General features: G+C 68.6%; 19 protein-coding genes. 12 read left to right on the top strand and 7 right to left on the bottom strand.

All coding sequences use genetic code 11. The features are described 5' to 3' along the window. Positions 1-251 precede the first annotated feature (251 nt). A complete protein-coding gene (locus PV762_RS16735) occupies positions 252-983 on the top strand; it encodes a hypothetical protein (RefSeq protein WP_421036133.1) in 732 nt (243 codons plus the stop codon). Positions 984-1150: 167 nt separating this feature from the next. Here PV762_RS16735 and PV762_RS16730 read toward each other — a convergent pair whose 3' ends face one another. Beyond that, the gene (locus tag PV762_RS16730) at positions 1151-2491 is read right to left on the bottom strand and encodes a tyrosine-type recombinase/integrase (RefSeq protein ID WP_421036132.1); all 1341 of its coding nucleotides are present in this window, start codon (positions 2489-2491) and stop codon (positions 1151-1153) included. 449 nt (positions 2492-2940) lie between these two features. Between PV762_RS16730 and PV762_RS16725 the strand changes: the two genes are divergently transcribed. Then, complete coding sequence (locus PV762_RS16725; protein WP_421036131.1) at positions 2941-3624, top strand: DVUA0089 family protein; 684 nt, start codon at positions 2941-2943, stop codon at positions 3622-3624. 77 nt (positions 3625-3701) lie between these two features. On the opposite strand, the gene PV762_RS16720 is transcribed toward PV762_RS16725, so the two are convergent. After that, on the bottom strand, positions 3702-4037 hold the full coding sequence (locus PV762_RS16720) for a hypothetical protein (RefSeq protein ID WP_421036130.1): 336 nt from the start codon (positions 4035-4037) through the stop codon (positions 3702-3704). Positions 4038-4293: 256 nt separating this feature from the next. On the opposite strand from PV762_RS16720, the gene secA reads away from it, so the two are divergent. Both secA and PV762_RS16710 read left to right on the top strand, forming a co-directional pair. Next, positions 4294-7053, top strand: a complete 2760-nt coding sequence (gene secA, locus PV762_RS16715) for a preprotein translocase subunit SecA (RefSeq protein ID WP_421036129.1) — start codon at positions 4294-4296, stop codon at positions 7051-7053. A 216-nt stretch (positions 7054-7269) separates the two neighbouring features. Further along, on the top strand, positions 7270-8364 hold the full coding sequence (locus tag PV762_RS16710) for an FxDxF family double-cut PEP-CTERM protein (protein ID WP_421036128.1): 1095 nt from the start codon (positions 7270-7272) through the stop codon (positions 8362-8364). A gap of 120 nt (positions 8365-8484) precedes the next feature. On the opposite strand, the gene PV762_RS16705 is transcribed toward PV762_RS16710, so the two are convergent. Next, a complete protein-coding gene (locus PV762_RS16705) occupies positions 8485-10029 on the bottom strand; it encodes a methyl-accepting chemotaxis protein (protein ID WP_421036127.1) in 1545 nt (514 codons plus the stop codon). Positions 10030-10284: 255 nt separating this feature from the next. Next, entirely contained in the window at positions 10285-10692 is a 408-nt protein-coding gene (locus PV762_RS16700) for a 2Fe-2S iron-sulfur cluster-binding protein (protein WP_421036126.1), read from the bottom strand. 33 nt (positions 10693-10725) lie between these two features. Between PV762_RS16700 and PV762_RS16695 the strand changes: the two genes are divergently transcribed. The 5 genes from PV762_RS16695 to PV762_RS16675 all read left to right on the top strand — a co-directional run bounded on the left by PV762_RS16695 (position 10726) and on the right by PV762_RS16675 (position 17104). After that, the gene (locus tag PV762_RS16695; RefSeq protein ID WP_421036125.1) at positions 10726-12741 is read left to right on the top strand and encodes a M3 family metallopeptidase; all 2016 of its coding nucleotides are present in this window, start codon (positions 10726-10728) and stop codon (positions 12739-12741) included. 7 nt (positions 12742-12748) lie between these two features. Beyond that, positions 12749-13291, top strand: coding sequence for a YgjP-like metallopeptidase domain-containing protein (locus PV762_RS16690; protein ID WP_421036124.1), 543 nt, complete (start codon positions 12749-12751; stop codon positions 13289-13291). Positions 13292-13367: 76 nt separating this feature from the next. After that, positions 13368-14432, top strand: a complete 1065-nt coding sequence (locus tag PV762_RS16685) for a tRNA dihydrouridine synthase (protein WP_421036123.1) — start codon at positions 13368-13370, stop codon at positions 14430-14432. Continuing rightward, entirely contained in the window at positions 14429-16711 is a 2283-nt protein-coding gene (locus PV762_RS16680; protein ID WP_421036122.1) for an alpha/beta fold hydrolase, read from the top strand. The genes PV762_RS16685 and PV762_RS16680 overlap by 4 nt, the downstream gene beginning before the upstream one ends. Before the next feature lie 48 nt (positions 16712-16759). Continuing rightward, positions 16760-17104, top strand: coding sequence for a translation initiation factor Sui1 (locus PV762_RS16675; protein ID WP_421036121.1), 345 nt, complete (start codon positions 16760-16762; stop codon positions 17102-17104). A 4-nt stretch (positions 17105-17108) separates the two neighbouring features. Here the strand turns inward: PV762_RS16675 and PV762_RS16670 are convergent, their stop codons facing one another. Continuing rightward, positions 17109-17462 carry a hypothetical protein gene (locus tag PV762_RS16670; RefSeq protein ID WP_421036120.1) on the bottom strand — a complete coding sequence of 118 codons (354 nt, stop codon included), beginning with the start codon at positions 17460-17462 and terminating at the stop codon, positions 17109-17111. Here PV762_RS16670 and PV762_RS16665 point away from each other — a divergent pair. The 3 genes from PV762_RS16665 (at position 17449) to PV762_RS16655 (ending at position 18464) form a co-directional block, all read left to right on the top strand. Then, the gene (locus PV762_RS16665; protein ID WP_421036119.1) at positions 17449-17709 is read left to right on the top strand and encodes a hypothetical protein; all 261 of its coding nucleotides are present in this window, start codon (positions 17449-17451) and stop codon (positions 17707-17709) included. The genes PV762_RS16670 and PV762_RS16665 overlap by 14 nt on opposite strands. A 148-nt stretch (positions 17710-17857) precedes the next feature. Continuing rightward, positions 17858-18124 carry a hypothetical protein gene (locus PV762_RS16660; protein WP_421036118.1) on the top strand — a complete coding sequence of 89 codons (267 nt, stop codon included), beginning with the start codon at positions 17858-17860 and terminating at the stop codon, positions 18122-18124. Between the two features lie 94 nt (positions 18125-18218). Further along, positions 18219-18464, top strand: coding sequence for a DUF3297 family protein (locus PV762_RS16655; RefSeq protein WP_297532073.1), 246 nt, complete (start codon positions 18219-18221; stop codon positions 18462-18464). Positions 18465-18467: 3 nt separating this feature from the next. Here the strand turns inward: PV762_RS16655 and PV762_RS16650 are convergent, their stop codons facing one another. Beyond that, positions 18468-19865: a sensor histidine kinase gene (locus PV762_RS16650; protein ID WP_421036117.1), complete on the bottom strand. Its 1398-nt coding sequence runs from the start codon at positions 19863-19865 to the stop codon at positions 18468-18470. After that, complete coding sequence (locus PV762_RS16645) at positions 19862-21211, bottom strand: sigma-54-dependent transcriptional regulator (RefSeq protein WP_421036116.1); 1350 nt, start codon at positions 21209-21211, stop codon at positions 19862-19864. Before PV762_RS16645 ends, PV762_RS16650 begins: the two co-directional genes overlap by 4 nt. Positions 21212-21260: the final 49 nt, after the last annotated feature.

The raw sequence follows: 21260 nt of genomic DNA, 5'->3' as shown, positions 1-21260 counted from the left end.
GGATGGCGTCCGCCGCGCGCAGACACGAGCTCCATCTGCGCAGCGACATCGGTGTCGACGCGCAGCGGCCCGGCTGTGGCCGCGCAGCGATTGCCGTGTAGACGCGCAGCTACATCGAGTTCGCCGCGCAGCTACATCGGCCTCTCTGCGCATCAGCTTCTGGGCCGCCTGAGAGGGGCTAAGTCCGGTCGCTACACGGGAGTGATGCGCTCTGGCGCAGCCATGCACATCGAAGATTCAAGGAACAGACGATGAAAGGACTTGTCATCAGCCCTGGAAAGGGCACGACCGTCTCGCTGAAATTGCAGAAGTACTTCAGTCGAGCCGAAGCGACTGCGGCCGGCTTGCGCGAGCGCGGCACGCAGGCCAAGTACGTGGGCAGCTTCAACTCGAGCCTGGACCCCAGAAGGCTTGCAGGTGTCGAGCGCATCGGCCCTGCGGACGACGGGCGTCACGGCGTAACGCTCACCGGCGTTGGGTTCGACGGCAACCCGGTCGAGCTCGACGCGGACGACATCCGCGACATCAGAGACTGGCTGCTGGCGCACGGCAGCTGGGCCAGGATGCACAAGTCTAGGGAGGAGTTTCGCACCGAGCAGGAACGTCTCAAGGCAGTGGAACGGGCCCAGCTGGAGGCTCAGCTGCGAGCGGAGCTGACGGCTCAACTGCGCCCGCAGCTGCAGGCGGAACTGCTTGAGGACATGGAAGCCAGGCGGGAACATCCGCTGGTGGAGGCTGTCCGTGCGGTCGAGGCCGCTGGCGCGGCGGTTCGCGAGGAGGCCCGCCGGTTGGTGTCAGATGGTCATCGCCTCACGACGCGCCGGGGTAGGGCCGCGGGCGGGCGTGACGCGCCGGCCAATCGGCTCCTGGAGATGACGCTCGCCCTGCGGACTCAGGCATTTGCAGACTTCGAAGCGACCTGCAAGGCCGCAGGCCTGATGGCGGGTCGGAAGACGGGACGCAAGGGCCCGAAGGCACGCTGACCTCGCAGACCAGGAAAACTTCAGTTCATGACCGCGTCCACTTAGTGGAGCGGTCTTTTTTCATGCTGGCGGCAATCTCCGAGAGTCTTTCAACGTTGAAACTCCCTTGGGCGCATCCGTCGATAGGCCGGGGTGATGTGCCCGACAGGTGTGCACTCTGGGTTGGCCTACGCGACGGCAGTCATACCGAGCTTTCGCATGCGCGCCAGCAATTCACCCATCTCGCGCTCCAACTCGGCCGCTTCGTCGCCGGGAGCCGCCTCTCGGACTGAGGGGTTGAGGATGGCTGCAACAGCCGGCCAACGACTGCTGGCCGTGAAGGCCTGGGCCATCGCTTGGTGTTCCGGTGAAACGTATCCGAGCGTGGTCCTGGGGTCGGTATGCCCAGCGGCGGCTTGGGCGTTGCGGTCTCCGGAAGCAAGGCTGCCAAGGTCCAAGAGTGAAGTAAGTCCTACGACACTCGTCAGTTCCAGCTTGGACATCGAGCGTGCGTTCCGCGTGATGAAGCCTCGGCGGAAGTCCTTGATGAGCAGGTCGGCGATGCCGACAGCCTTGCGGGCCTTGTCGAAGACGGCGCAAACGTCGCTCGAGGAAGAAGGCAGGCCAGGGAACAAGAGGCCGTCACCGCACCGCGTCTTGCGTGCGTGCAGAACTTGTGCCGCATAGCGCGAAAGCGGCACTTGCCGGACGCCCACACGCTCGTCCGTCTTGTGATGATGCAAAGTCAGCACACCCCCAAGCACATTTCCACCGGCAGTGATGAAGGCCACGGCTTCGCCGGTAGCTCTGCTGACCTCTGACAGCCGGCAACCCGTCTCGTCGATGACCGTAAGAAGGTCCGACATGTCGGTGTCGTCGGCGAAGTGGGCGAGCAGCGTGGCGAATTCATCCGTCGTAGGCACACGGTCACGCCTGTTGCCGTGTGCAGGCGGCGGCGCGTAGTCCATGGGTTTTTTGGGGCCGACGTAGCTAATTTCTTCAGGAAGCTGTTCGACGGCGAACTTGATGAGCCGGTCCAGGGCAGAAAGCCTCAGTCGGAGCGTTTGGTCCGAAACCGGCGCCTTCGGAGCGTGGAAGGGCTCCGTCCTGACGCCCTTGGTGAACCGGATGTAGCGCCATTCGGCGGCTAGCTGCCGAATCAGTTGGCCGCCAGCCTTGCTGGAGAAGTCACGCAAGGTCCGGGAGCCCAGCAGACGCCCAACCTGCTCGTATTCGTACAGTCGGTTCTGCCCGTGGCGCTCCGAGTAGGCTTCGACATACAGCGAGGCCCAGGCGCTCATGGGTCGTTCCAGGCAGGCCTCGCGTTGGCGCTGTTCCCGCCGCTCACCGGCCGAGAGCAACTTGCCGTTCACCGCCTCGTCATACGCTTCCTTGTGGAACGCCCGGGCCAGTCCCACGCTGTTAAACGTCTTGGACGTGATGAATTTGTTCCGGTACCAGACCTGCGCTTGGTAGCGCGTCTTGCCGTTCTTCCCGACCAGTTCCTTGATGCATTCTTGACCTGTCACCGCATGCTCCATGCAAATGACAGTGGAGGGACCGGGTTTTAGCCCGCACCAAATGGAAGTTCGTTCCTGCCGTCAAGCCGTCTAAAAACTCAGTAGAATCAACTACTTACGGGACGATATGCCCGGCTATCAACCGCCTTGTAAGCGGTAGGTCATCAGTTCGAATCCGATAGCCGGCACCATTGAACCTACAGGCGACCGCCTGTTCCGAAGCCCCGTGTCGTCGACCGACGAGCCGGGGCTTCTGTCTTTCCGCTCCCCGAACTTTCCGCCTAAACACCCCCAAAAGGCGGTGTCGCTCCGCTTGACACTTGTGTGAAGTTACCCACGTAACTGTATGTACGTATTTGATTTCAAAAGGAAATCGGTCGTGGCATAACCCTTGCTCAAGCCGCCCCCGTGTTCAACAAGCCGGTCACCTCCCAATACCGGCTCTTACGGGAAATTTCATGCACAGCTTGTTCCGTCGTGGTGCTGCCGCCCTGGCCGCCGTCGCAGCGCTCGGCCTCTCCGCCGTCGCCCATGCGGCACCGACCAACTTCTCGTTCGCCGGCAGCTTCGCGCAGGCCAACGACGTCCAGACCTTCACCTTCACGGCGAACGGCTCGTCGGCGGTCCGTCTGATCACCTACAGCTACGCGGGCGGCACGCAGGCTGACGGCAACGTGGTCGCCGCCGGCGGCTTCGATCCGATCCTGGCGCTGTTCAATGCCAGCGGCGCGCTGGTCGGCCAGAACGACGACGCCATCAGCGGCACGCCCGGCACCTGCGGCGGCGGCGCGGTGAATCCCGATCCGGCGGGCGGCATGCGCTGGGACACCTGCCTGGACCTCACGCTGAGCGCCGGGGTCTACACGGTCGCGGTGATGCAGTTCGACAACTTTGCCCTCGGCCCCGACCTGGCCAACGGCTTCACCTACGACGGCAACCCCAACTTCCTGAACGGCAAGTGCGCCAACGGCGTGTTCTGCGACGCCGGTGGCCGTGAACGCAACGCGCTGTGGGCTTTCGACATCCTGAACGTCGAAGGCGCCCAGCAGAACAACGACGTGCCGGAACCGGCCTCGCTGGCCCTGGCCGTGATCGCCCTTGCTGGCCTGGGTGGCGCGCGCCGCCTGCGCCGCAAGGACTGACCCCGGAGCGGGGAACGACAAGGGACCGCCTCGGCGGTCCCTTTTTCGTTCTGCCGGGCCCCTTGCTCGGCGGCGGCTCAGGATTGCCTGACGCGGATGCGGAGTTCGCCTTCCAGCAGCAGGCCTTCCTCGCGCAGCAGGCGCAGCAGCGTCGGCTGCAAGTGCCGCAGCTTGGCGGCGATGGCGGCGTTGTCGGCCACCAGCGTCCAGCCGTGCTCGTCGAGCGTGCCGGCCTGGACGAAACGTGTCATCGCCCCCGGCAGCGCTACGCTCACCGCCGCCAGATGCCGCCGCGACAGCGCCAGTTGGGTCCCCAACCGGGCCAGCATGCCGTTCTGCGACATGGCCCGTCCGAAGTCCAGCGGATCGGGCGCGTCGGGCTTGGCGCGAGGAGGCAGGTAGCGGGTGGACATGGGTCGCCAGTGTAGTCCTGCCGCTCGGAAACCCGGAGTCCGCCGCCGGTCCGGCGCAGGGGCCGCCGCCCGATGCCGCCGAGGGGCGGGTGCTAAACTCCACCGGTTTTTCTCCGCGCAGACGCTTGCAACCGGAGGCCCTTGGCCTCATGTGCACCGGTCGCGCGGCGCTGCCCTCATCAGGCCGCCCACGAGGCGGTCCGCCGGGCGTTCAGGCCCGGTCGACCGGGCCCTCCACAGAACTTCAAAAAGCCGCATGTTGCCCAAGCTTTTGACCCAGATTTTCGGCAGTCGCAACGAGCGCCTGCTCAAGACCTATCGCAAGGACGTCGAGCGCATCAACGCGCTGGAACCGCAGTTCGAGGGCCTGAGCGACGACCAGTTGCGCGCGAAGACCGAGGAGTTCAAGCAGCGCATCGCCCAGGGCGAGACCGTCGACGACATCCTGCCCGAGGCCTTCGCCGTCTGCCGCGAGGGCAGCAAGCGCGTCCTGAAGATGCGCCACTTCGACGTGCAGCTGATCGGCGGCATGGTCCTGAACGCCGGCAAGATCGCTGAAATGCGCACCGGTGAGGGCAAGACGCTGATGGCGACGCTGCCGGTCTACCTGAACGCGCTGACCGGCAAGGGCGTGCACGTGGTGACGGTCAACGACTACCTGGCCCGGCGCGACGCCGAGTGGATGGGTCGCCTGTACCGCTTCCTCGGCCTGACCGTGGGCATCAACTACTCGGGCCTGCCGCGCGACGAGAAGCAGGCCGCCTATGGTGCCGACGTCACCTACGGCACCAACAACGAATACGGCTTCGACCACCTGCGCGACAACATGGTCTACGAGGTGCGCGACCGCGTGCAGCGCAGCCTGGCCTACGCGATCGTCGACGAGGTGGACTCGATCCTGATCGACGAGGCCCGCACGCCGCTGATCATCTCCGGCCAGGCCGAGGACCACACGCAGATGTACGTGGCGATCAACGCGGTCGCGCCGCAGTTGAAGCGCCAGGTCGGCGAGCTGGATCCCCGCACCGGCGAGGGCGTGACCGAGCCCGGCGATTTCACCGTCGACGAGAAGTCGCACCAGATCTACCTGACCGAGGACGGTCACGAGAACGCCGAGCGCCTGCTGGGCCAGGCCGGCCTGCTGGCCGAGGGCGCGTCGCTGTACGACGCCGCCAACATCACGCTGATGCACCACCTGTACGCGTCGCTGCGCGCCCACCACGTGTATCACCGCGATACCAACTACGTGGTGCAGAACGGCGAGGTCATCATCGTCGACGAGTTCACCGGCCGCCTGATGACGGGCCGCCGTTGGAGCGACGGCCTGCACCAGGCCGTCGAGGCCAAGGAAGGCGTGCAGATCCAGGCCGAGAACCAGACGCTGGCCTCGGTCACCTTCCAGAACTACTTCCGCATGTACGGCAAGCTGTCGGGCATGACCGGCACGGCCGACACCGAGGCCTACGAGTTCCAGGAGATCTACGGCCTCGAGACCGTGGTGATCCCGCCGAACCGCCCGACGGTCCGCAAGGACGAGCTGGACCTGGTCTACAAGACGACCAAGGAAAAGTACGACGCGGTCACGCAGGACGTCCGCGACTGCCACGAGCGCGGCCAGCCGGTGCTGGTCGGCACGACCTCGATCGAGAACTCCGAGAAGGTCTCCGAACTGCTGACCAAGGCGAAGCTGCCGCACCAGGTGCTGAACGCCAAGCAGCACGCCAGAGAGGCCGACATCATCACGCAGGCCGGTCGTCCCGGCGTGATCACGATCGCAACCAACATGGCCGGTCGCGGCACCGACATCGTGCTGGGCGGCAGCATCGAGAAGGACGTCGTCGCCATCGAGAACGACGAAGCGCTGTCCGAGTCCGACAAGCACGCGAAGATCGCCGCGCTGAAGGCCGACTGGCAGAAGCTGCACGAACAGGTGAAGGCTGCGGGCGGCCTGCGGGTGATCTCGACCGAGCGTCACGAGAGCCGCCGCATCGACAACCAGCTGCGCGGTCGTTCCGGTCGCCAGGGCGACCCGGGCTCGTCGCGCTTCTACCTGTCGCTGGACGACCAGCTGATGCGCATCTTCGCCGGCGACCGCGTGCGCGCGATCATGGACCGGCTCAAGATGCCCGAAGGCGAGGCGATCGAAGCCGGCATCGTGACCCGCTCGATCGAGAGCGCGCAGCGCAAGGTCGAGGCCCGCAACTTCGACATCCGCAAGCAGCTGCTCGAGTACGACGACGTGTCGAACGACCAGCGCAAGGTCATCTACCAGCAGCGCAACGAGATCCTCGAAGCGCAGGAAGTGCTGGAGCAGATCACCCACCTGCGCAAGGGCACGCTGACGGACGTGGTCCGCGGCTTCGTGCCCGAGGAATCGCTGGAAGAGCAGTGGGACCTGCCCGCGCTGGAGCGCGTGCTGCGCGACGAGTGGAAGCTCGAGGTGCCGCTGACCGACATGCTCAGGAAGAGCGAGACGCTGACCGACGAGGACGTGCTCGACGCCGTCCTGAAGGCGGGCGAGGTCTCCTTCCAGGACAAGCTGGACCGCGTCGGCCTGGAGCAGTTCACGCCGTTCATGCGCATGGTGCTGCTGCAGAGCATCGACCAGCACTGGCGCGAGCATCTGGCCTCGCTGGATTACCTGCGCCAGGGCATTCACCTGCGCGGCTACGCGCAGAAGAACCCCAAGCAGGAATACAAGCGCGAGGCCTTCGAATTGTTCTCGCAGCTGCTGGACGCGGTGAAGCTGGAAGTGACCCGGGTGCTGCTGAACGTGCGCATCCAGTCCCAGGAAGAGGCCACGGCCGCCGCCGATGCGATCGAACAGCGCGCGGAGAACGTCGGCAACGTGACCTACACGCATCCGAACGAGGATGGCTCGGTGTCGCAGGACGCGGCGCCGGTCGCCGGCGGCACCGAAGCCGTGCCGGCCGAATGGGGCCACGTCGGCCGCAACGACCCTTGCCCGTGCGGCAGCGGCAAGAAGTTCAAGAGCTGCCACGGCAAGCTGGCCTGACAGGTCGCGGCCCTTGAGATCGACGGCGCCCCTCGTGGGCGCCGTTGTCGTTTCAGGGCGACGCGTCCGCCCCCCCATGTGCGCTTTCTCACAACCCGGGCGCGAGCGCGCCTGTCTCCCCCCGTGGCGCGGGGGACGCCGTCCGGCACCCCGTCGATAGAGTCCGCTGCATCGGCCTGCCACTGCGGGTCTCCGAGGTCTCCGGACCGCACTGCCATGACGCTCAAGACCCGTTTCCTTGCCGCCGCCCTGGTTGCCGCCGCTGTCTCCGCCGCGCATGCCGCGCCGGTCACCGCGGCCCAGTCCGTCGCCCTGAAGTCCGGCACGACCGTGGACACGAAGACGGCGGGCTTCACCATCAACCACCTGGTGGCCGGCGAGTTCGTCGACACCTTCACCTTCACCGGCATGGACCGTTGGGGCCTGGTCAACGCCAGCCTGACCACGAGCGCGCAGCAGGCCCGCTTCAACATCGACTTCATCAGCGCCACGGTCAACGGCCAGACGGTCAACTTCAGCCGCACCGCGCTGGGCAGCTTCCAGGGCGGCTTCGAATTCGGCCGCATGGACGACGACCTGCTGAGCGGTCCGCTGGTCCTGACCGTGCGCGGCTACGCCGGACAAGGCCTGGCCCCCGGGTCGGCGATCAGCGCCAGCTACTCCGGCACGATCAACGTCACGCAGGTCCCCGAGCCGGGCAGCATGGCGCTGGCGGCGCTGGGCCTGTTCGGCATGGGCGTCGTCGTCCGCCGCCGTCGCGCCACGCGCTCCGTCCTGGCTGCTGCCGCGCTGGCCGCTGCTGCCACTGGCGCGATGGCCGCGTCGGACCTGAACCAGACCCACGACACCGTCCTCGCCGGCGACCAGGACGGCCTGACCGGCGCGCCCTTCGTGACGCACACCGAGGCGGGCAGCTTCCTGGACACGCTCACCTTCCACTATGCCGGCACCGGCCTGGTGGACGCCTCGCTGATCACGATCGGCGCGGGCGCGGGGCAGCAGATCAGCTTCACCGAAGTCCTGCTGAATGGGCGCGCGCTGACGATCGATCCCGCGACGCCGATGGGCAATGCGACCTACCAGCGCGCCTGGCTCGATTCGACGATGCTGGCCGGCGACTACACGCTGATCGTCAAGGGCATCGCTGGCGGTTCGCTGGCGGCCGGTACGAGCGGCATCGCCGCCACCTACTCCACCACCTTCAACGTGCTGCCGGCCAGCGCCGTGCCGGAGCCGCAGAGCTACGCCATGTTCCTCGGTGGTCTCGCGCTCATGACCCTGATGCTGCGCAAGCGCCGTCAGAGCGTTTGAGTCTGTCGGCCTCAGCCGACCCTCGACCCAGACCCAGGCCCAGACCCAGACCCAGACCCAGACCCAGACCCAGACCCAGACCCAGACGCCCGATGCTCCCGCATCGGGCGTTTGTTTTTGTCAGCCGAGCTTGAAGCTCGCGACGGTCTCGACGAGCTGAGCGGACTGATCCTTCAGCGACTCGGCCGCGGCCGCCGACTGCTCCACGAGTGCGGCGTTCTGCTGCGTCATCTGGTCGAGCTGGTGGACCGCCTGGCCGATTTCCCCGAGGGTGAGCGACTGTGCCGCGCTCGACGCGGAGATCTCGCCGATGACGCGCGTGACGCGTTCGACGCTGGTGACGATCTCGCGCATGGTGGCGCCGGTGTCGCCGACGAGGCGGGAGCCGCCGTCCACGCGTTCGACCGAGGCGGAGATCAGCGACTTGATCTCCTTGGCGGCTTCCGCGCTGCGCTGGGCCAGCGAGCGGACTTCGCTGGCCACGACGGCGAAGCCGCGGCCCTGTTCGCCGGCGCGGGCGGCTTCCACCGCGGCGTTCAGCGCCAGGATGTTGGTCTGGAACGCGATGCCGTCGATGACGCCGATGATGTCGGCGATCTTGTTGGACGACTGCTGGATCTCGTTCATCGTCGCGACGACCTGCTCGACCATCGCGCCGCCGCGGCCGGCGACCTGCGAGGCGGTCTGCGCCAGCGCATCGGCTTCACGGGCCGATTCGGCGTTGAGCTTCACGCCTTCGCCGAGCTGGGCCATCGCGGCGCCGGTCTCTTCGAGGCTGCTGGCGGCCTGCTCGGTGCGGTTGGACAGATCGGCGTTGCCGGTGGCGATCTCGGACGACGCATGGCGGACCTGGTCGGCGGACGAGCGCACGCTGGCGATGGTGCTGGCCAGACGCTGCTGCATCTCCTGCAGCGAGCGGCGCAGCGCGGCGACCTCGTCGGTGCCGTCCACATCCTTGCCGCGGCGGCTCAGGTCGCCGTCGGCGATCGCCTGGCTCAGCGACTGTGCCTCGGCCAGCGGCTCGGTCACCGAGCGCGTGATCACCAGCGCGATGCCCACGCCCAGCACGATCGCCACCGTCATCAGCGCGATGACCAGGTTGCGGGTGCTTTCCGCCTCGGCCTGGGCTTCCTTGCGCGCGGCCTGAAGCAGGTCGCGGTTGTGTTCGGCGAACTTGTCGATCGCGGCCAGATAGTCGTTCATCGACGGGATCAGTTGCGACGCGGCGGCCGCCTTCACGTCGCCGCCGGCCTCCTTGACCTTGATCGCCGCCTCGCGGGCATCCTGGTACCGCTTGCGCGCCGCGCCGATCTCGTCGATCAGTCGCGCGCCTTCCTTCTCGGTGATGTTCTCGTCGAGTTCCTTCTGGATCTTGTCGATCCGTGCCGACAGCTCCTTGGAGCGCGACGTGAACGCCTTGACGAAGTTCTCGTCCTCGACGACCAGCTGGACGATGCGACGCTGGATGTTGCCTTCGGTCAGGCCCGACCACTGGCGCGAGATCTCCAGGGTGTGCATGTCGACCTCGACCAGACGCTCGATGCGATGGTGCAGCATCGACACCCGGATCACGCCCACCGCCGAGGCCACGGCCATCAGCACGATCACCAGCGCGAAGCCAGCCAGCACGCGGCTACGCAGCCGCCAACGATTCAGATTCAGCATGTCGGAGTCCTTCTACATCGCGGCAGACCAAGCCTGTCGGGCATCACGCCGTGAGGCCGGTCATGTCAGCTTTGGAATGTTTGATACGCGGACGGGATGCTGCCTGTGCCGGGTGAAAACTGATCGATGGATATGCGGGGTGTGCCGTGAACAAAGGCGCGGAAGGCGTTTTCGCGAACCCGCGTGTGGGTTTAACGCCTCAGCCTGGAGGCAGCTTGTGCGAGATGCGGTCCATTCCAGCGGGCGAAGCCGGCCTCAACGGGACCCTGAACCAGGACCTGAACGGGACCCTGGCGGCGGCGGGACGTCGAAGAGATTGATCGCCTGCGGCTGGTCCAGCACCAGGTCCGAGCGCGCGCAGGCGACACAAGGCAGGATCCAGCCCTCGTCCTTTTCCTCCCGCGACAGTCCGGGCCACGCGATGCGGTAATCGACCCGGCCTGTCACCAGCTTCGCGATGCACGCGCGGCAGGTGCCGTTGCGGCAGGAGTGCGGCAGGCGCAGGCCGTGTTCCAGGGCCGCCAGCAGCAGGGTCTCGTTCTCGGGCGCGTCGAAGCGCCAGCCTTGGGGATGGAGTTCGACCGCGTGGACGGCGGTGGAGGAGGGGGCCGCGGCGGAGGAGGGCGTGCCGGAGTCCTCGGCGGCGTCATGGGCGTGATCCATGGTCGCCATCATGCCGTGCGCTAAGCTGCCGCGATGCCTCACGTCACCACTGCCATCCCGGGGAACGGCGCGTCCGCCGTCCACACCGGACAGGCCCTCCAGGCCGCACAGACTTTCTTCGATCAGCTCAACCTCGACTACGTCGCGGTGCACAAGCGCAAGGAAGACCTGTTCTGGGCCACCTACATGGCCACCAGCGAGGACCACGAGGGCTTCGGCCGCGCCGAGACCGACTACAAGACGTTCATCTCCGATCCGGAGAAGCTGAGCGCCACGCGTGCGCACCTGGCGGCGGTGGAGGGCGCTGCGGCCAGCGCCGGCAAGGGGAGCATCCCTGTCGGCGTCGATGCGGGCGCCGATGCCGATGCCCGCCAGGCGCTGGCTCACGGCCTGCGCGGCTGGCTGGGCGTGTTCGAGGCCAACATCGTCGACAACGACGAAGGCCGCCGCCTGATGGCCGAGCTGATCGAGGCCGAGCGCGTGCTCTTCGCCAAGCGCAAGGACTTCGCGCCGACGCATGTCAACGACCGCGGCGACACCGAAGCCGCCACGCTGACGATGCTGTCGACCAACGCCGCCACGAATCCGGACGAGTCGCGCCGCCGCAGTTCCTATGAGGCGTTGCACGGACTGGAGCGTTGGGTGCTGGAGAACGGTTTCCTGGAGATCGTCGCGCTGCGCAACCGGCTGGCGCGGGCGCTGGGCTTCCCGGACTACTTCGAGATGAAGCTGCGCAAGAACGAGCGCATGACCAAGGCGGAGCTCTTCGGCGTGCTGGACGACTTCGTCGCCCGCACGGCGTCGGCGCAGCAGCGCGCGCACGATGCGCTCGTCGCGAAGCACGGGCCCGACGCGCTGCAGCCCTGGAACCTGCGCTTCCACAGCGCCGGCGACGTGACGCGACGGATGGACCCGTACATGCCCTTCGGCCCCGCGCTGCGGCGCTGGGTGCGGAGCTTCCGCCGGCTGGGCATCCAGTACCGGGGCGCGACGATGCGGCTGGACCTGTTGCAGCGTCCGGGCAAGTACCAGAACGGCTTCTGCCACGGTCCGCTGCCGACGTGGTTCGACGAGCAGGGCCGTTGGCACGCCGGGGAGATCAACTTCACCGCCGAGGCCAAGCCCGACCAGGTCGGCAGCGGGGCGCGGGCGATGATGACCTTGTTCCACGAGGGCGGCCATGCCGCGCACTTCGCGAACGTCACGCAGAACTCGCCGTGCTTCTCGCAGGAGTTCGCGCCGACCTCGATGGCGTACGCGGAGACGCAGTCGATGTTCTGCGACAGCCTGCTCGGCGATGCGGACTGGCTCAAGCGTTATGCGCGGACCGTGGACGGGCAGGCGATCCCGGACGAACTGATCCATGACCGCATCGCGTCGGCGCAGCCGATGCGCGCCTTCGACGAACGCGCGATCGCCGTGGTGCCGTACTTCGAGGCGGCCCTTTACGCGATGGCCGACGAGGATCGCACGCCCGAGTCGGTGCTCGCGCTGGCCCGCACGATGGAGCGCCGCATCCAGGGCGTGGACCGCGCGCCGCGACCGATCCTGGCGATTCCGCATCTGCTGAACCAGGAGTCGGCGGCTTCGTATCAGGGCTACCTGCTGGCCCACATGGCGGTCTACCAGACGCGGGCGTTCTTCCTGCGACGCGATGGCTACCTCACGGACAACGCGGCGATCGGGCCGGCGCTCGCGCAGGCCTACTGGGCACCGGGCAACAGCCTGTCGCACGACGCGACGCTGCGCCGCCTGACGGGAGAAGGGTTCTCGGCCCGATATCTGGCCGAGGCCTGCGACGAGACCGTCGAGCAGGCCTGGGCGAAGGCGCGGGACCTGCTGGAGGCCTCCGAGCGCCGCGGCGAACGCACCGACGACGGCCCGCCGCTGGATGCGCATGTCCTCGTGGTCCACGGCGCGGAACTGCTGGCCGACAACGGCGATGGCGGCGCCGCGGCGGAGCAGGCGATGTTCGACCGCTTCGAACAGTGGATCGGCGCGCACTACGGCGCGCCGCCGTCGCCGACGGCCGCGGCCGCCGCGCACTGACCGCGCCGTGAAGTACCTGCAGGGATATGCGCCGGCGCTGGTCGCGCAGGCGCAGCAGCTGCTGGACGCGGGCGAGCTCGGCCCGCTGCTGGCGCGCAAGTACCCGGAGCCGCACGAGGTCCGCAGCGACAAGGCGCTGTTCGACTACACCCAGGACCTGAAGCAGCGCTTCATGCGCAACGCGGGACCGCTGGCGCTGGTGGCCTACGACGCCAAGCTCAAGGTCATCCAGCATGCGCTGGGCACGCACACGCGCCAGGCGGTGGTGCACGGCAACCGGCTCAAGACGCGTCGCGAGATCCGCGTCGCGACCCTGTTCCGCGAGGCGCCGGCCGAGTTCCTCAAGATGATTGTCGTGCACGAGCTCGCGCATCTGAAGGCGCTGGAACACGACAAGGCGTTCTACGCGCTGTGCCACCACATGGCGTCGGACTACTCGCAGCTGGAATTCGACGTGCGCCTGTGGCTGAGCGTGCGCGACCGCGAGGAGAAGCTGGCGAAGACCGGGAAGGCGGGGGCCGTCGAGCAGGCCGATAAGGCCGAGGAATAGGCGCTTCCGCTATGCTCCCGGTCTTTCCAGACCGCCGACCCGCGGCGCCACGAGCGCGGCGGGTGCCCTGCCTCCAATGATTCTGCTGGCGCCCATGGAGGGCCTGCTGGACCACATGCTGCGCGACACGCTGACCCGTGTCGGCGGCGTGGACCGCTGTGTCTCCGAGTTCATCCGCATCACCGACCGTCTGCTGCCGCGCCGCGTGTTCACGCGCATCGTGCCGGAGCTGCTCCATGGCGGACGCACGCACGCCGGCGTGCCGGTGCGGGCGCAACTGCTCGGCTCCGATCCCCAGTGCCTGGCGGAGAACGCCGCGCGGCTCGCCGAGCTCGATCCCGAAGGCATCGACCTCAACTTCGGCTGCCCCGCCAAGACCGTGAACCGGCATCGCGGCGGCGCCGTGCTGCTCGACGAGCCGGAACTCGTCGGCGAGATCGTCGCCGCCGTGCGGCGCGCGGTGCCGGCGCATCTGCCGGTGTCGGCCAAGATGCGGCTCGGCAATGAGGACCGTGGACGCATGCTCGATTGCGCGCGCGCGATCGAGGCGGCCGGCGCGTCGGAGCTGGTCGTGCACGGCCGCACCAAGCGCGACGGCTACAAGCCGCCGGCGTACTGGGACCAGATCGCCGTGCTGCGCGAGGCGGTCGGCATCCACGTCGTCGCCAACGGCGAGGTCTGGACCGTCGAGGATGCGCTGCGCTGTCTGGCGGAATCCGGCTGCACGTCGCTGATGCTGGGCCGCGGCATGGTGGCCGATCCGGGATTGGCGCTGGCGGTGCGCGCGGCGCTCGGCCAAGCGCAGGGCATGGGGCAGGGCATGAGGCAGGGCGCCACCGCGCTGCCTTGGTCGGACGTGATTCCGCTGATGGAGAGCTTCTTCGCCCAGGTGCGCCGCAACGTGGCGACGCGCCATCAAGCCGGCCGCCTCAAGCAGTGGCTGCACTACCTGCGCCGCCGCTATCCCGAAGCGGAGGAGACCTACCAGCGCGTGCGCACCATCAATGCGCCGGACCTGCTCGCGATGACGCTGTTTGGCCGCCCGCTGGATCCGGTGGCGCCACCGGATGCCGACCTCGATACCGACTTCGATACCGACTTCGATGAACAACAAGACAGCGACTCGCTGATCGCCGCATGACCGCTGACCGCCTGACCTCGCGCCTGCTGGCGCTCGCCGCCGCATTGGCGCCGGTGTTCGCCACCGCCGCTACCGCCACGCCCGTGACACCGCTCACGCTGGAGCGTGTCCTCGGCGATCCGCCGCTGCAAGGCCGTCTGGTGCGCCAGGCCGAGATTTCGCCCGACGGCACCTGGGTGAGCTACCTGCGCCCGTCGGAGACCGACAGTGAGCAGCTGGAGCTGTGGGCCCAGCCCGCCGCCGGCGGCGCGCCGCGCAAGCTGGTGTCGGCGGCGGACGTGCTCGGCGGACGCAGCCAGCAACTGACCGAGGCGGAACGCATGGCGCTGGAGCGCAAACGCATCTCGCAGGGCGGCATCACCGGCTACCAGTGGTGCGGTCCCTCGGGCAAGGCACTGCTGTTCCCGCTCTCGGGCGATCTGTACCTGGTGCGTCTCGGCGACCAGGGGCCGAAGGCGCAGCGACTCACGAACGACGATCAGGTCCCCGAGCAGGATCCGACCTGCTCGCCCGACGGCCGCCGCATCGCCTACGTGAAGGGCGGCGAGCTGTGGGTGCAGTCGCTCGACAAGGAGGGCGACGGCGGCGTTGCACGCGCGCTGACCCAGGGCGCCACGGAGACCCGCTTCTGGGGCCTGGCCGAATTCATCGCGGCTGAAGAGCTGAGCCGCCAGCGCGGCTACTGGTGGTCGCCGGACGGGAATCAGCTGCTGGCGCTGAACGTCGACGAACGCGACGTGCCGGTGAAGACGCGCGCGCAGATCTTCTCCGACCGCACGACGATGACGCAGCAGCGTTACCCCGGCGCCGGCGAGAACAACGCCCGCGTCACCGCGTGGACGCTGCAGGTGGCCGACGGTCGCATGACGCCGCTGCCGCTGCCTTCCGACGCCGAATACATCGCCCGCGCCGGCTGGTTCGGCGACGGCACGCCGTGGCTGCAGACGCTCACGCGCGACCAGCACAAGCTGGCGCTGACCGAATACGCCCACGGTGCCGGCCCGGGCCGCACGGTGATCGACGAACGCGACCCGGCCTGGGTCGAGGTGCACGACGACCTGCAGGAGATCGCCGGCCTGACGCTGTCGGGCCAGCCGGCGCTACTGTGGTCGAGCGAGTCTTCCGGCCGTCGGCAGCTGGTGCTGGTGGACCGCCGCACGGGCGAACGCCGTCCCTTGACGAACGAGCCTGAGCCGGTCGCGCACCGCGTGTGCAGCGACGGCAGGACGGTGGTCTACGCCGCGGCGCGCGATCGCGGCCGTTCGCGCGCGCTGTTCGCGATCGACCTGGACGGCACGAGCCGACTGCTGGACGGCGCGCAGCCGCGTCAATGGCGCGATGCCCGCGGCGACGGCGATTGCGCGCGGCTGCTGGTCACGCGCGGCGCCTGGGGCGAGCCGCCGGCGCTGTCGCTGCAGGCCGTGGATGCCCAGGCCGGCGCGAAGCCGGTGGCGCTGCCGGGCGACGCCCCGGACGCGCTGCTCGCGCGCATCGCGCCCAAGCCGCAGGTCGTCGACATCCTGGCCGCCGACGGCCGCACGCCGCTGAACGCGCTGTACTTCGCGCCGCTGGACGGCAAGGCCGGTCCGCATCCGGTGATCACGATGGCCTACGGCGGCCCCGGCACCTCGACGACCAACTGGAACTGGAGCCGCGACACGGCGCTGATCGCCTATTGGCAGCGACGCGGCTACGGCGTGTTCACGCTGGACACGCGCGGCATGCAGAACCGTGACCGCGAGTTCACCCGCGCGCATCGGCTGGCCTTCGGCGCGGTCGACGTGAACGACCTGTTCGCCGCGGTGCGTCAGCTGCCGAAGCAGGTGGCGGGCGTGGATCCCAAGCGGATCGGTTTCTTCGGCTGGTCCTACGGCGGCTTCCTGGCGGAGCGCGCGATGCTGGACGCGGACACGCCGCTGGCGTCCGCCGTCGCGGTCGCGCCGCCGACGGACTGGACGCTCTACGACACGGCCTACACCGAGCGCTACCTCGGCATGCCGCAGGACGGCAAGGGCGGCCAGACCGATGCGTACCGTCAGGCCAACCTGGTGACGCGCGCGAAGCTGCTGGGCAAGCCGCTGCTGATCGTGCACGGCACGGCGGACGACAACGTGCTGTTCGAGCACACGCTGCGCCTGACCGAGGCGCTGCAGAACGAGGCGCGACCGTTCGAGCTCATGATCTACCCGGGCAAGGCGCACGGCATCGCGGGGCGCAGCGCGAAGCTGCACCTGTATCGCACGATCGACGCCTTCTTCGCGAAGACGCTGGCGCGCTGAGCGACGCCTTTTCAAGAAGCAGAAGAGACGGAAGAGACGGGAGCAGCAATGGCGCTGGTGTATTCGACGAATGGCGGGCGCGTGTGCCCGGAGTGCCGGCAGGCGCAGGCGGATTGCCGTTGCAAGGCGCAGGCGGCGAATGCCGTGCTGGGCGACGGCAAGGTGCGGGTGCGCCGCGAGACGGCGGGCCGCAAGGGCAAGGGCGTGACGGTGGTGCTCGGGCTGCCGATGACGGCGGCGGAACTGACGGAGACGGCCAAGAAGCTCAAGGCCGCCTGCGGCAGCGGCGGCACCGTCAAGGACGGCACGATCGAGATCCAGGGCGATCACCTCGACAAGGTGATGGCCTGGCTGACGACGGTGGGATTCGCGCCCAAGAAGGCGGGCGGCTGAGGCCTCAGGCCCGCAACGTCAGCAGGTGCCAGCGCGTCCCTGTCGTGCTGAGCACCGCATCGCTCACTGCGTGAGCGGCGAGCGAAAGGCCCATCGGCGCCAGTAGCGTCGCGACGCGTTCCGGCGCGTGATTCACGAATCGACGACCGCCGATGTCGCGGCCTTCAGCCAGCGAACCGTCGAGCTGTTCCGGCAGGGACAGCAGCATCACGGTGTCCGGCGCGGCATGACGGTCATCGGCCGAGCGACGCAGCATGCCGGCCCGGCGATCCGAGGTGAACGCCATCGCCCAGGAAGGGTCGTGCCGACACTGACAGCGTCTACAACGCTTGAAAGGTGCAGCCATGACGACGCGCAACAACCGTTCTCCGGAGGACGCCGGAGCCTCTGACGCCACCACTGGCTCGACGTCCGAACCTTCACGGGTCTACACCGATCCTGGCCCCGGTCGCCCGATCCCGCCGTATCCCGACACCATCACCGACGTCTTCGATTGGCCGGCGGCCGCCTCCCGCCTGGATGACGGCGACGTGTTCACCGGGCAGACGTCGGGCTGGCTGGCGACCCCGGTGCCGTTCCGGATCGAGCCGTCGATCATCGGGTGAACGGCACCGGGCGATTACCGGCCCTTGAGTGAGGGGTCCCGTTGCAACCGGTGACGCGAGTTGCGACGTTTGCACGTGCGTCCGGCGGGGCGGCGTCCTAAGGTTGCCGGGTCCGGCCCCTCCTCCCCGTGGGCCGCGGAGACCGTCCATGAGTTCCTCCCAGTTCGGTGCGCTCCACAGCGAGACAGGCGCGCACGGCAGCCTCGGCCATGGCTACGGCCACAGCCAGGACCGCTACCTGTTGCGGTTCGAATCGCTCTTCCATGCGGGACGCGGCCTGTCCTTCCCCTGCGACGAGCGGGGCCAGGTCATGCTGGACCTGCTGAGCGAGCAGGCTCGCGGGAACTACCTCTTCGCCCGCGCCGTCGTCGGCCACGAGTACGCGACGCCGGTGGTCCAGCGCAGCGACGAGTGAGGTGCTGCCGCCCCGGCGGCGGTCATGTCGCCGACGTGAGGCGCCGGTCTGCGGGACAATCACGCGTTTTCCGATTCCCACGCACGATCCTGTCATGAGCGATACCACCCGCCCCGAACTGCCCGACCACCTGTCCATCGACCCGCGCAGCCCGCATCACGTCGCTGCCGTGTTCGAGCACGACATCGGCATCCTCTTCAACGGCAAGGAACGCAAGGACGTCGAGGAGTACTGCGTTTCCGAGGGTTGGATCCGCGTCCCCGCCGGCAAGACGGTGGACCGCAAGGGCCAGCCGATGATGATCAAGCTCAAGGGCAAGGTCGAAGCGTTCTACAAGTGACGCTCAGCTTCTCGGCCAGGTGATGGCCACCCACAGGCCGCCGCCCTCGCGGTGGCCCATCGCGATGCGGCCGCCGTGCGCCTCCGCGATCTCGCGCGCAAGCGCCAGGCCCAGCCCGCTCCCGCCGCGCTTGGTCGAATAGAACGGCATCAGCGCCTGCGACAGCTGCGCCTCGGTCATGCCCGGGCCGCGGTCCCCGACTTCGATGCGCCAGTCCTCGCGCGTCGCACCGACGCTCAGGCTCACGCCGTCCGGCGCGCTGCCGGACTCATGCGCGTTCTTCAGCAGGTTGATCAGGGCCTGTTCCATCTGCGCCTCGTCGAAGCGCCCCGGCACCACGGGCAGCTCGCCCGTCCGTGCGAACGGGTAATGCGCGCCCAGGGATTCCACGAAGGGCCGCCAGTCGACCGGCGTCAGCACCGGCGCCGGCAGTTTGGCGAAGCTCGCGTAGCCTGCGAGGAACTGGTGCAGGTGCTTCGCCCGGTCGCCGATGCTCGCGAAGACGCCCGGCACGCGGTCGTGCATGCCGCGGCGCGACAGCTCCGCGCCGCTGTGCGCCAGCGACGAGATCGGCGCCAGCGAGTTGTTCAGCTCATGGCTGATCACGCGGATCACCCGCTTCCAGCTCGCCACCTCCTGCCGCGACAGCTCCTTCGTCATGCGGCGCAGCAGCCGCAGCCGATGCGGCTGCCCCTGCAGCCGGAAGTCGCGCATCGACAGGTGATAACGCTCCTCCTGCCCGTCCTGCATGACGCTGAAGAGCCCGTCCTGCGCTCCGGCGAAGGCCAGGCGCAGGTCCTCCGGCGCGTCCGCGAGCAGGTCCTCCAGCCCGCGACCGGCCAGGCTGCGGCCCTGGTCCATCAACTGCCGCGCGGCGATGTTGGCGTAGGCGATGCGCTCGTTGGCATCGGTCAGCAGCAGCGCCACCGGCGTGTTCTGCACCACCGTGTCCAGCAGCAGTTCGCGTTGCGCGAGGTGGCGGCGCTGTTCGCGCAGCGCCAGTCCCAACTCGCTGTGCAGGCGCGTGAGCGTCGACAGCTCGGCCAGTCCGCCGGGCGGCTCGGCGGCGATGCCGCTGCCGAATTCGCCGTCGCGGTAGCTGAGCACCGTGCTCTCCAGCGCGCGCAGCAGCCGCGTGAGCGGCATCAGCAGCAGGCTCGCCAGCCCCCACACGATGGGCAGCATCAGCAGGAAGGTCAGCCCGACGGCGGCGGCGCTCCAGGTGCCGGGCGCCTCGTGACCCATCGATTGCAGCAGCTGCGGTAGCGGCCACAGCGTCAGGGTGAGATGGATCAGGACCGCCGCGACGGCCGCGGCGATGAGGCAGAGCGCCAGCCGCATGTGCAGCGAGCGGTGCCAGCCCGCCCGCCGGGACGCCGTGCGCTGCGACGCCTCGTTCATCCGACGTCCAGCCCGTAGCGCTCCATGCGGCGGTACAGCGCCTGGCGCGACAACCCCAGCGACTGCGCCGCCCGGCTGATCACGCCCGAGGCCGAAGCCAGCGCGGCGATCACGGCCTCGCGGCTGGGCTCGTCGAGGTTGCGCGCGGCCAGCGATCCGCCCGGCGGCGGAGCGGCCGGCAGCGCCAGGTCCTGCTCGCCGATCACGCGGCCCGGCGCCAGCAGCGCGGCGCGCTCGATGGCGTTCTTCAGTTCGCGGACGTTGCCCGGCCAGGGATGCGCCATCAGCGCCTCGCGAGCGCCGTCGCTCAGCGTGGCGCGACCGGCCAGGAAATGCTCCGCCAGCGGCAGGATGTCGGGCACGCGCTCAGCCAGTCCCGGCAGCGCGACCTCGATCACGTTGAGCCGGTAATAGAGGTCTTCCCGGAAGGTGCCGGCCCGCACCATCGCACGCAGGTCCGCGTTGGTCGCGGAGATCACGCGCACCGTCGTCTGCCGTGACCGGCTGGAGCCCAGGCGCTCGAAGCGCCCCGTCTCCAGCACGCGCAGCAGCTTCACCTGGCCGGCCAGCGGCAGGTTGCCGATCTCGTCGAGGAAGAGCGTGCCGCCGTCGGCGGTCTCGAAGCGGCCCTCCCGCGCGCGCGCCGCGCCGGTGAAGGCGCCGCTCTCGGCGCCGAAGAGTTCGGCCTCGATCAGCTCGCCCGGCAGTGCGCCGCAGTTGATCGCGACGAAAGGACCGCCGGCCACCGCCGAGTTGGCGTGCACGATGGCCGCGACGCGTTCCTTGCCGCTGCCGTTCGGGCCGGTGACCAGCACCGGCGCCGCCGAACGCGCCACCTGGCACGCGAGTTCCAGGCAACGCAGCAGCGCCGGCGATTCGACGACCAGGCCGTCGAGCTGGTATTGGCGGCGCAGGTCCTCGAAGCGCTGGCGCAGCTCCTGCCGGGTCTCGCGCAGCGCGCGGCCGTTCTCGGCCAGCTCCAGCAGGTTCTCGACCGTGGCCAGCAGCTTGGTATCGTCCCAGGGCTTGGCGAGGTAGTCCGCCGCGCCGGCCTTCACCAGCGCCACGGCCTGCTCCAGCTGCGTCCAGGCGGTCAGCAGGATGATGGGCAGGTCGGGGTGGCGCGCGCGCAGCTGCTGGAAGAGTTCGCGGCCTTCTTCGCCGGAGGTGGTGTCGGCGCTGAAGTTCATGTCCTGGATCACCAGGTCGACGCGGCGCTGCGACAGCAGCGCCAGGCCCTCGGCGGGCGAGGCCGCGTACAGCGCGTCGATGTCGTGCAGCGAGAGCAGCAGCGTCAGCGCCTCGCCGACACCGGCGTGGTCATCGATGATCAGGACGGTTCTCATTGGAGGCGCAGCATAGCAATCGGAAGGGGCGCCAGAGGCGCCCCGGGTA

Source organism: Mitsuaria sp. CC2 (assembly GCF_048957715.1).
Classification (GTDB): Bacteria; Pseudomonadota; Gammaproteobacteria; order Burkholderiales; family Burkholderiaceae_C; genus Roseateles.
The sequence above is the reverse complement of the archived record's forward strand: the minus strand, read 5'-3'. Positions and strand labels throughout refer to the sequence as shown.

What these genes read in the sequence shown, in the direction of transcription:
- PV762_RS16645 (WP_421036116.1), bottom strand. Translation starts at nt 21,211, where the DNA reads ATGAGAACCGTCCTGATCATCGATGACCACGCCGGTGTCGGCGAGGCG.
- PV762_RS16660 (WP_421036118.1), top strand. Translation starts at nt 17,858, where the DNA reads ATGAGTTCCTCCCAGTTCGGTGCGCTCCACAGCGAGACAGGCGCGCAC.
- PV762_RS16675 (WP_421036121.1), top strand. Translation starts at nt 16,760, where the DNA reads ATGGCGCTGGTGTATTCGACGAATGGCGGGCGCGTGTGCCCGGAGTGC.
- PV762_RS16665 (WP_421036119.1), top strand. Translation starts at nt 17,449, where the DNA reads ATGACGACGCGCAACAACCGTTCTCCGGAGGACGCCGGAGCCTCTGAC.
- PV762_RS16735 (WP_421036133.1), top strand. Translation starts at nt 252, where the DNA reads ATGAAAGGACTTGTCATCAGCCCTGGAAAGGGCACGACCGTCTCGCTG.
- PV762_RS16725 (WP_421036131.1), top strand. Translation starts at nt 2,941, where the DNA reads ATGCACAGCTTGTTCCGTCGTGGTGCTGCCGCCCTGGCCGCCGTCGCA.
- PV762_RS16655 (WP_297532073.1), top strand. Translation starts at nt 18,219, where the DNA reads ATGAGCGATACCACCCGCCCCGAACTGCCCGACCACCTGTCCATCGAC.
- PV762_RS16720 (WP_421036130.1), bottom strand. Translation starts at nt 4,037, where the DNA reads ATGTCCACCCGCTACCTGCCTCCTCGCGCCAAGCCCGACGCGCCCGAT.
- PV762_RS16650 (WP_421036117.1), bottom strand. Translation starts at nt 19,865, where the DNA reads ATGAACGAGGCGTCGCAGCGCACGGCGTCCCGGCGGGCGGGCTGGCAC.
- secA (WP_421036129.1), top strand. Translation starts at nt 4,294, where the DNA reads ATGTTGCCCAAGCTTTTGACCCAGATTTTCGGCAGTCGCAACGAGCGC.
- PV762_RS16685 (WP_421036123.1), top strand. Translation starts at nt 13,368, where the DNA reads ATGATTCTGCTGGCGCCCATGGAGGGCCTGCTGGACCACATGCTGCGC.
- PV762_RS16695 (WP_421036125.1), top strand. Translation starts at nt 10,726, where the DNA reads ATGCCTCACGTCACCACTGCCATCCCGGGGAACGGCGCGTCCGCCGTC.
- PV762_RS16680 (WP_421036122.1), top strand. Translation starts at nt 14,429, where the DNA reads ATGACCGCTGACCGCCTGACCTCGCGCCTGCTGGCGCTCGCCGCCGCA.
- PV762_RS16700 (WP_421036126.1), bottom strand. Translation starts at nt 10,692, where the DNA reads ATGGATCACGCCCATGACGCCGCCGAGGACTCCGGCACGCCCTCCTCC.
- PV762_RS16710 (WP_421036128.1), top strand. Translation starts at nt 7,270, where the DNA reads ATGACGCTCAAGACCCGTTTCCTTGCCGCCGCCCTGGTTGCCGCCGCT.
- PV762_RS16705 (WP_421036127.1), bottom strand. Translation starts at nt 10,029, where the DNA reads ATGCTGAATCTGAATCGTTGGCGGCTGCGTAGCCGCGTGCTGGCTGGC.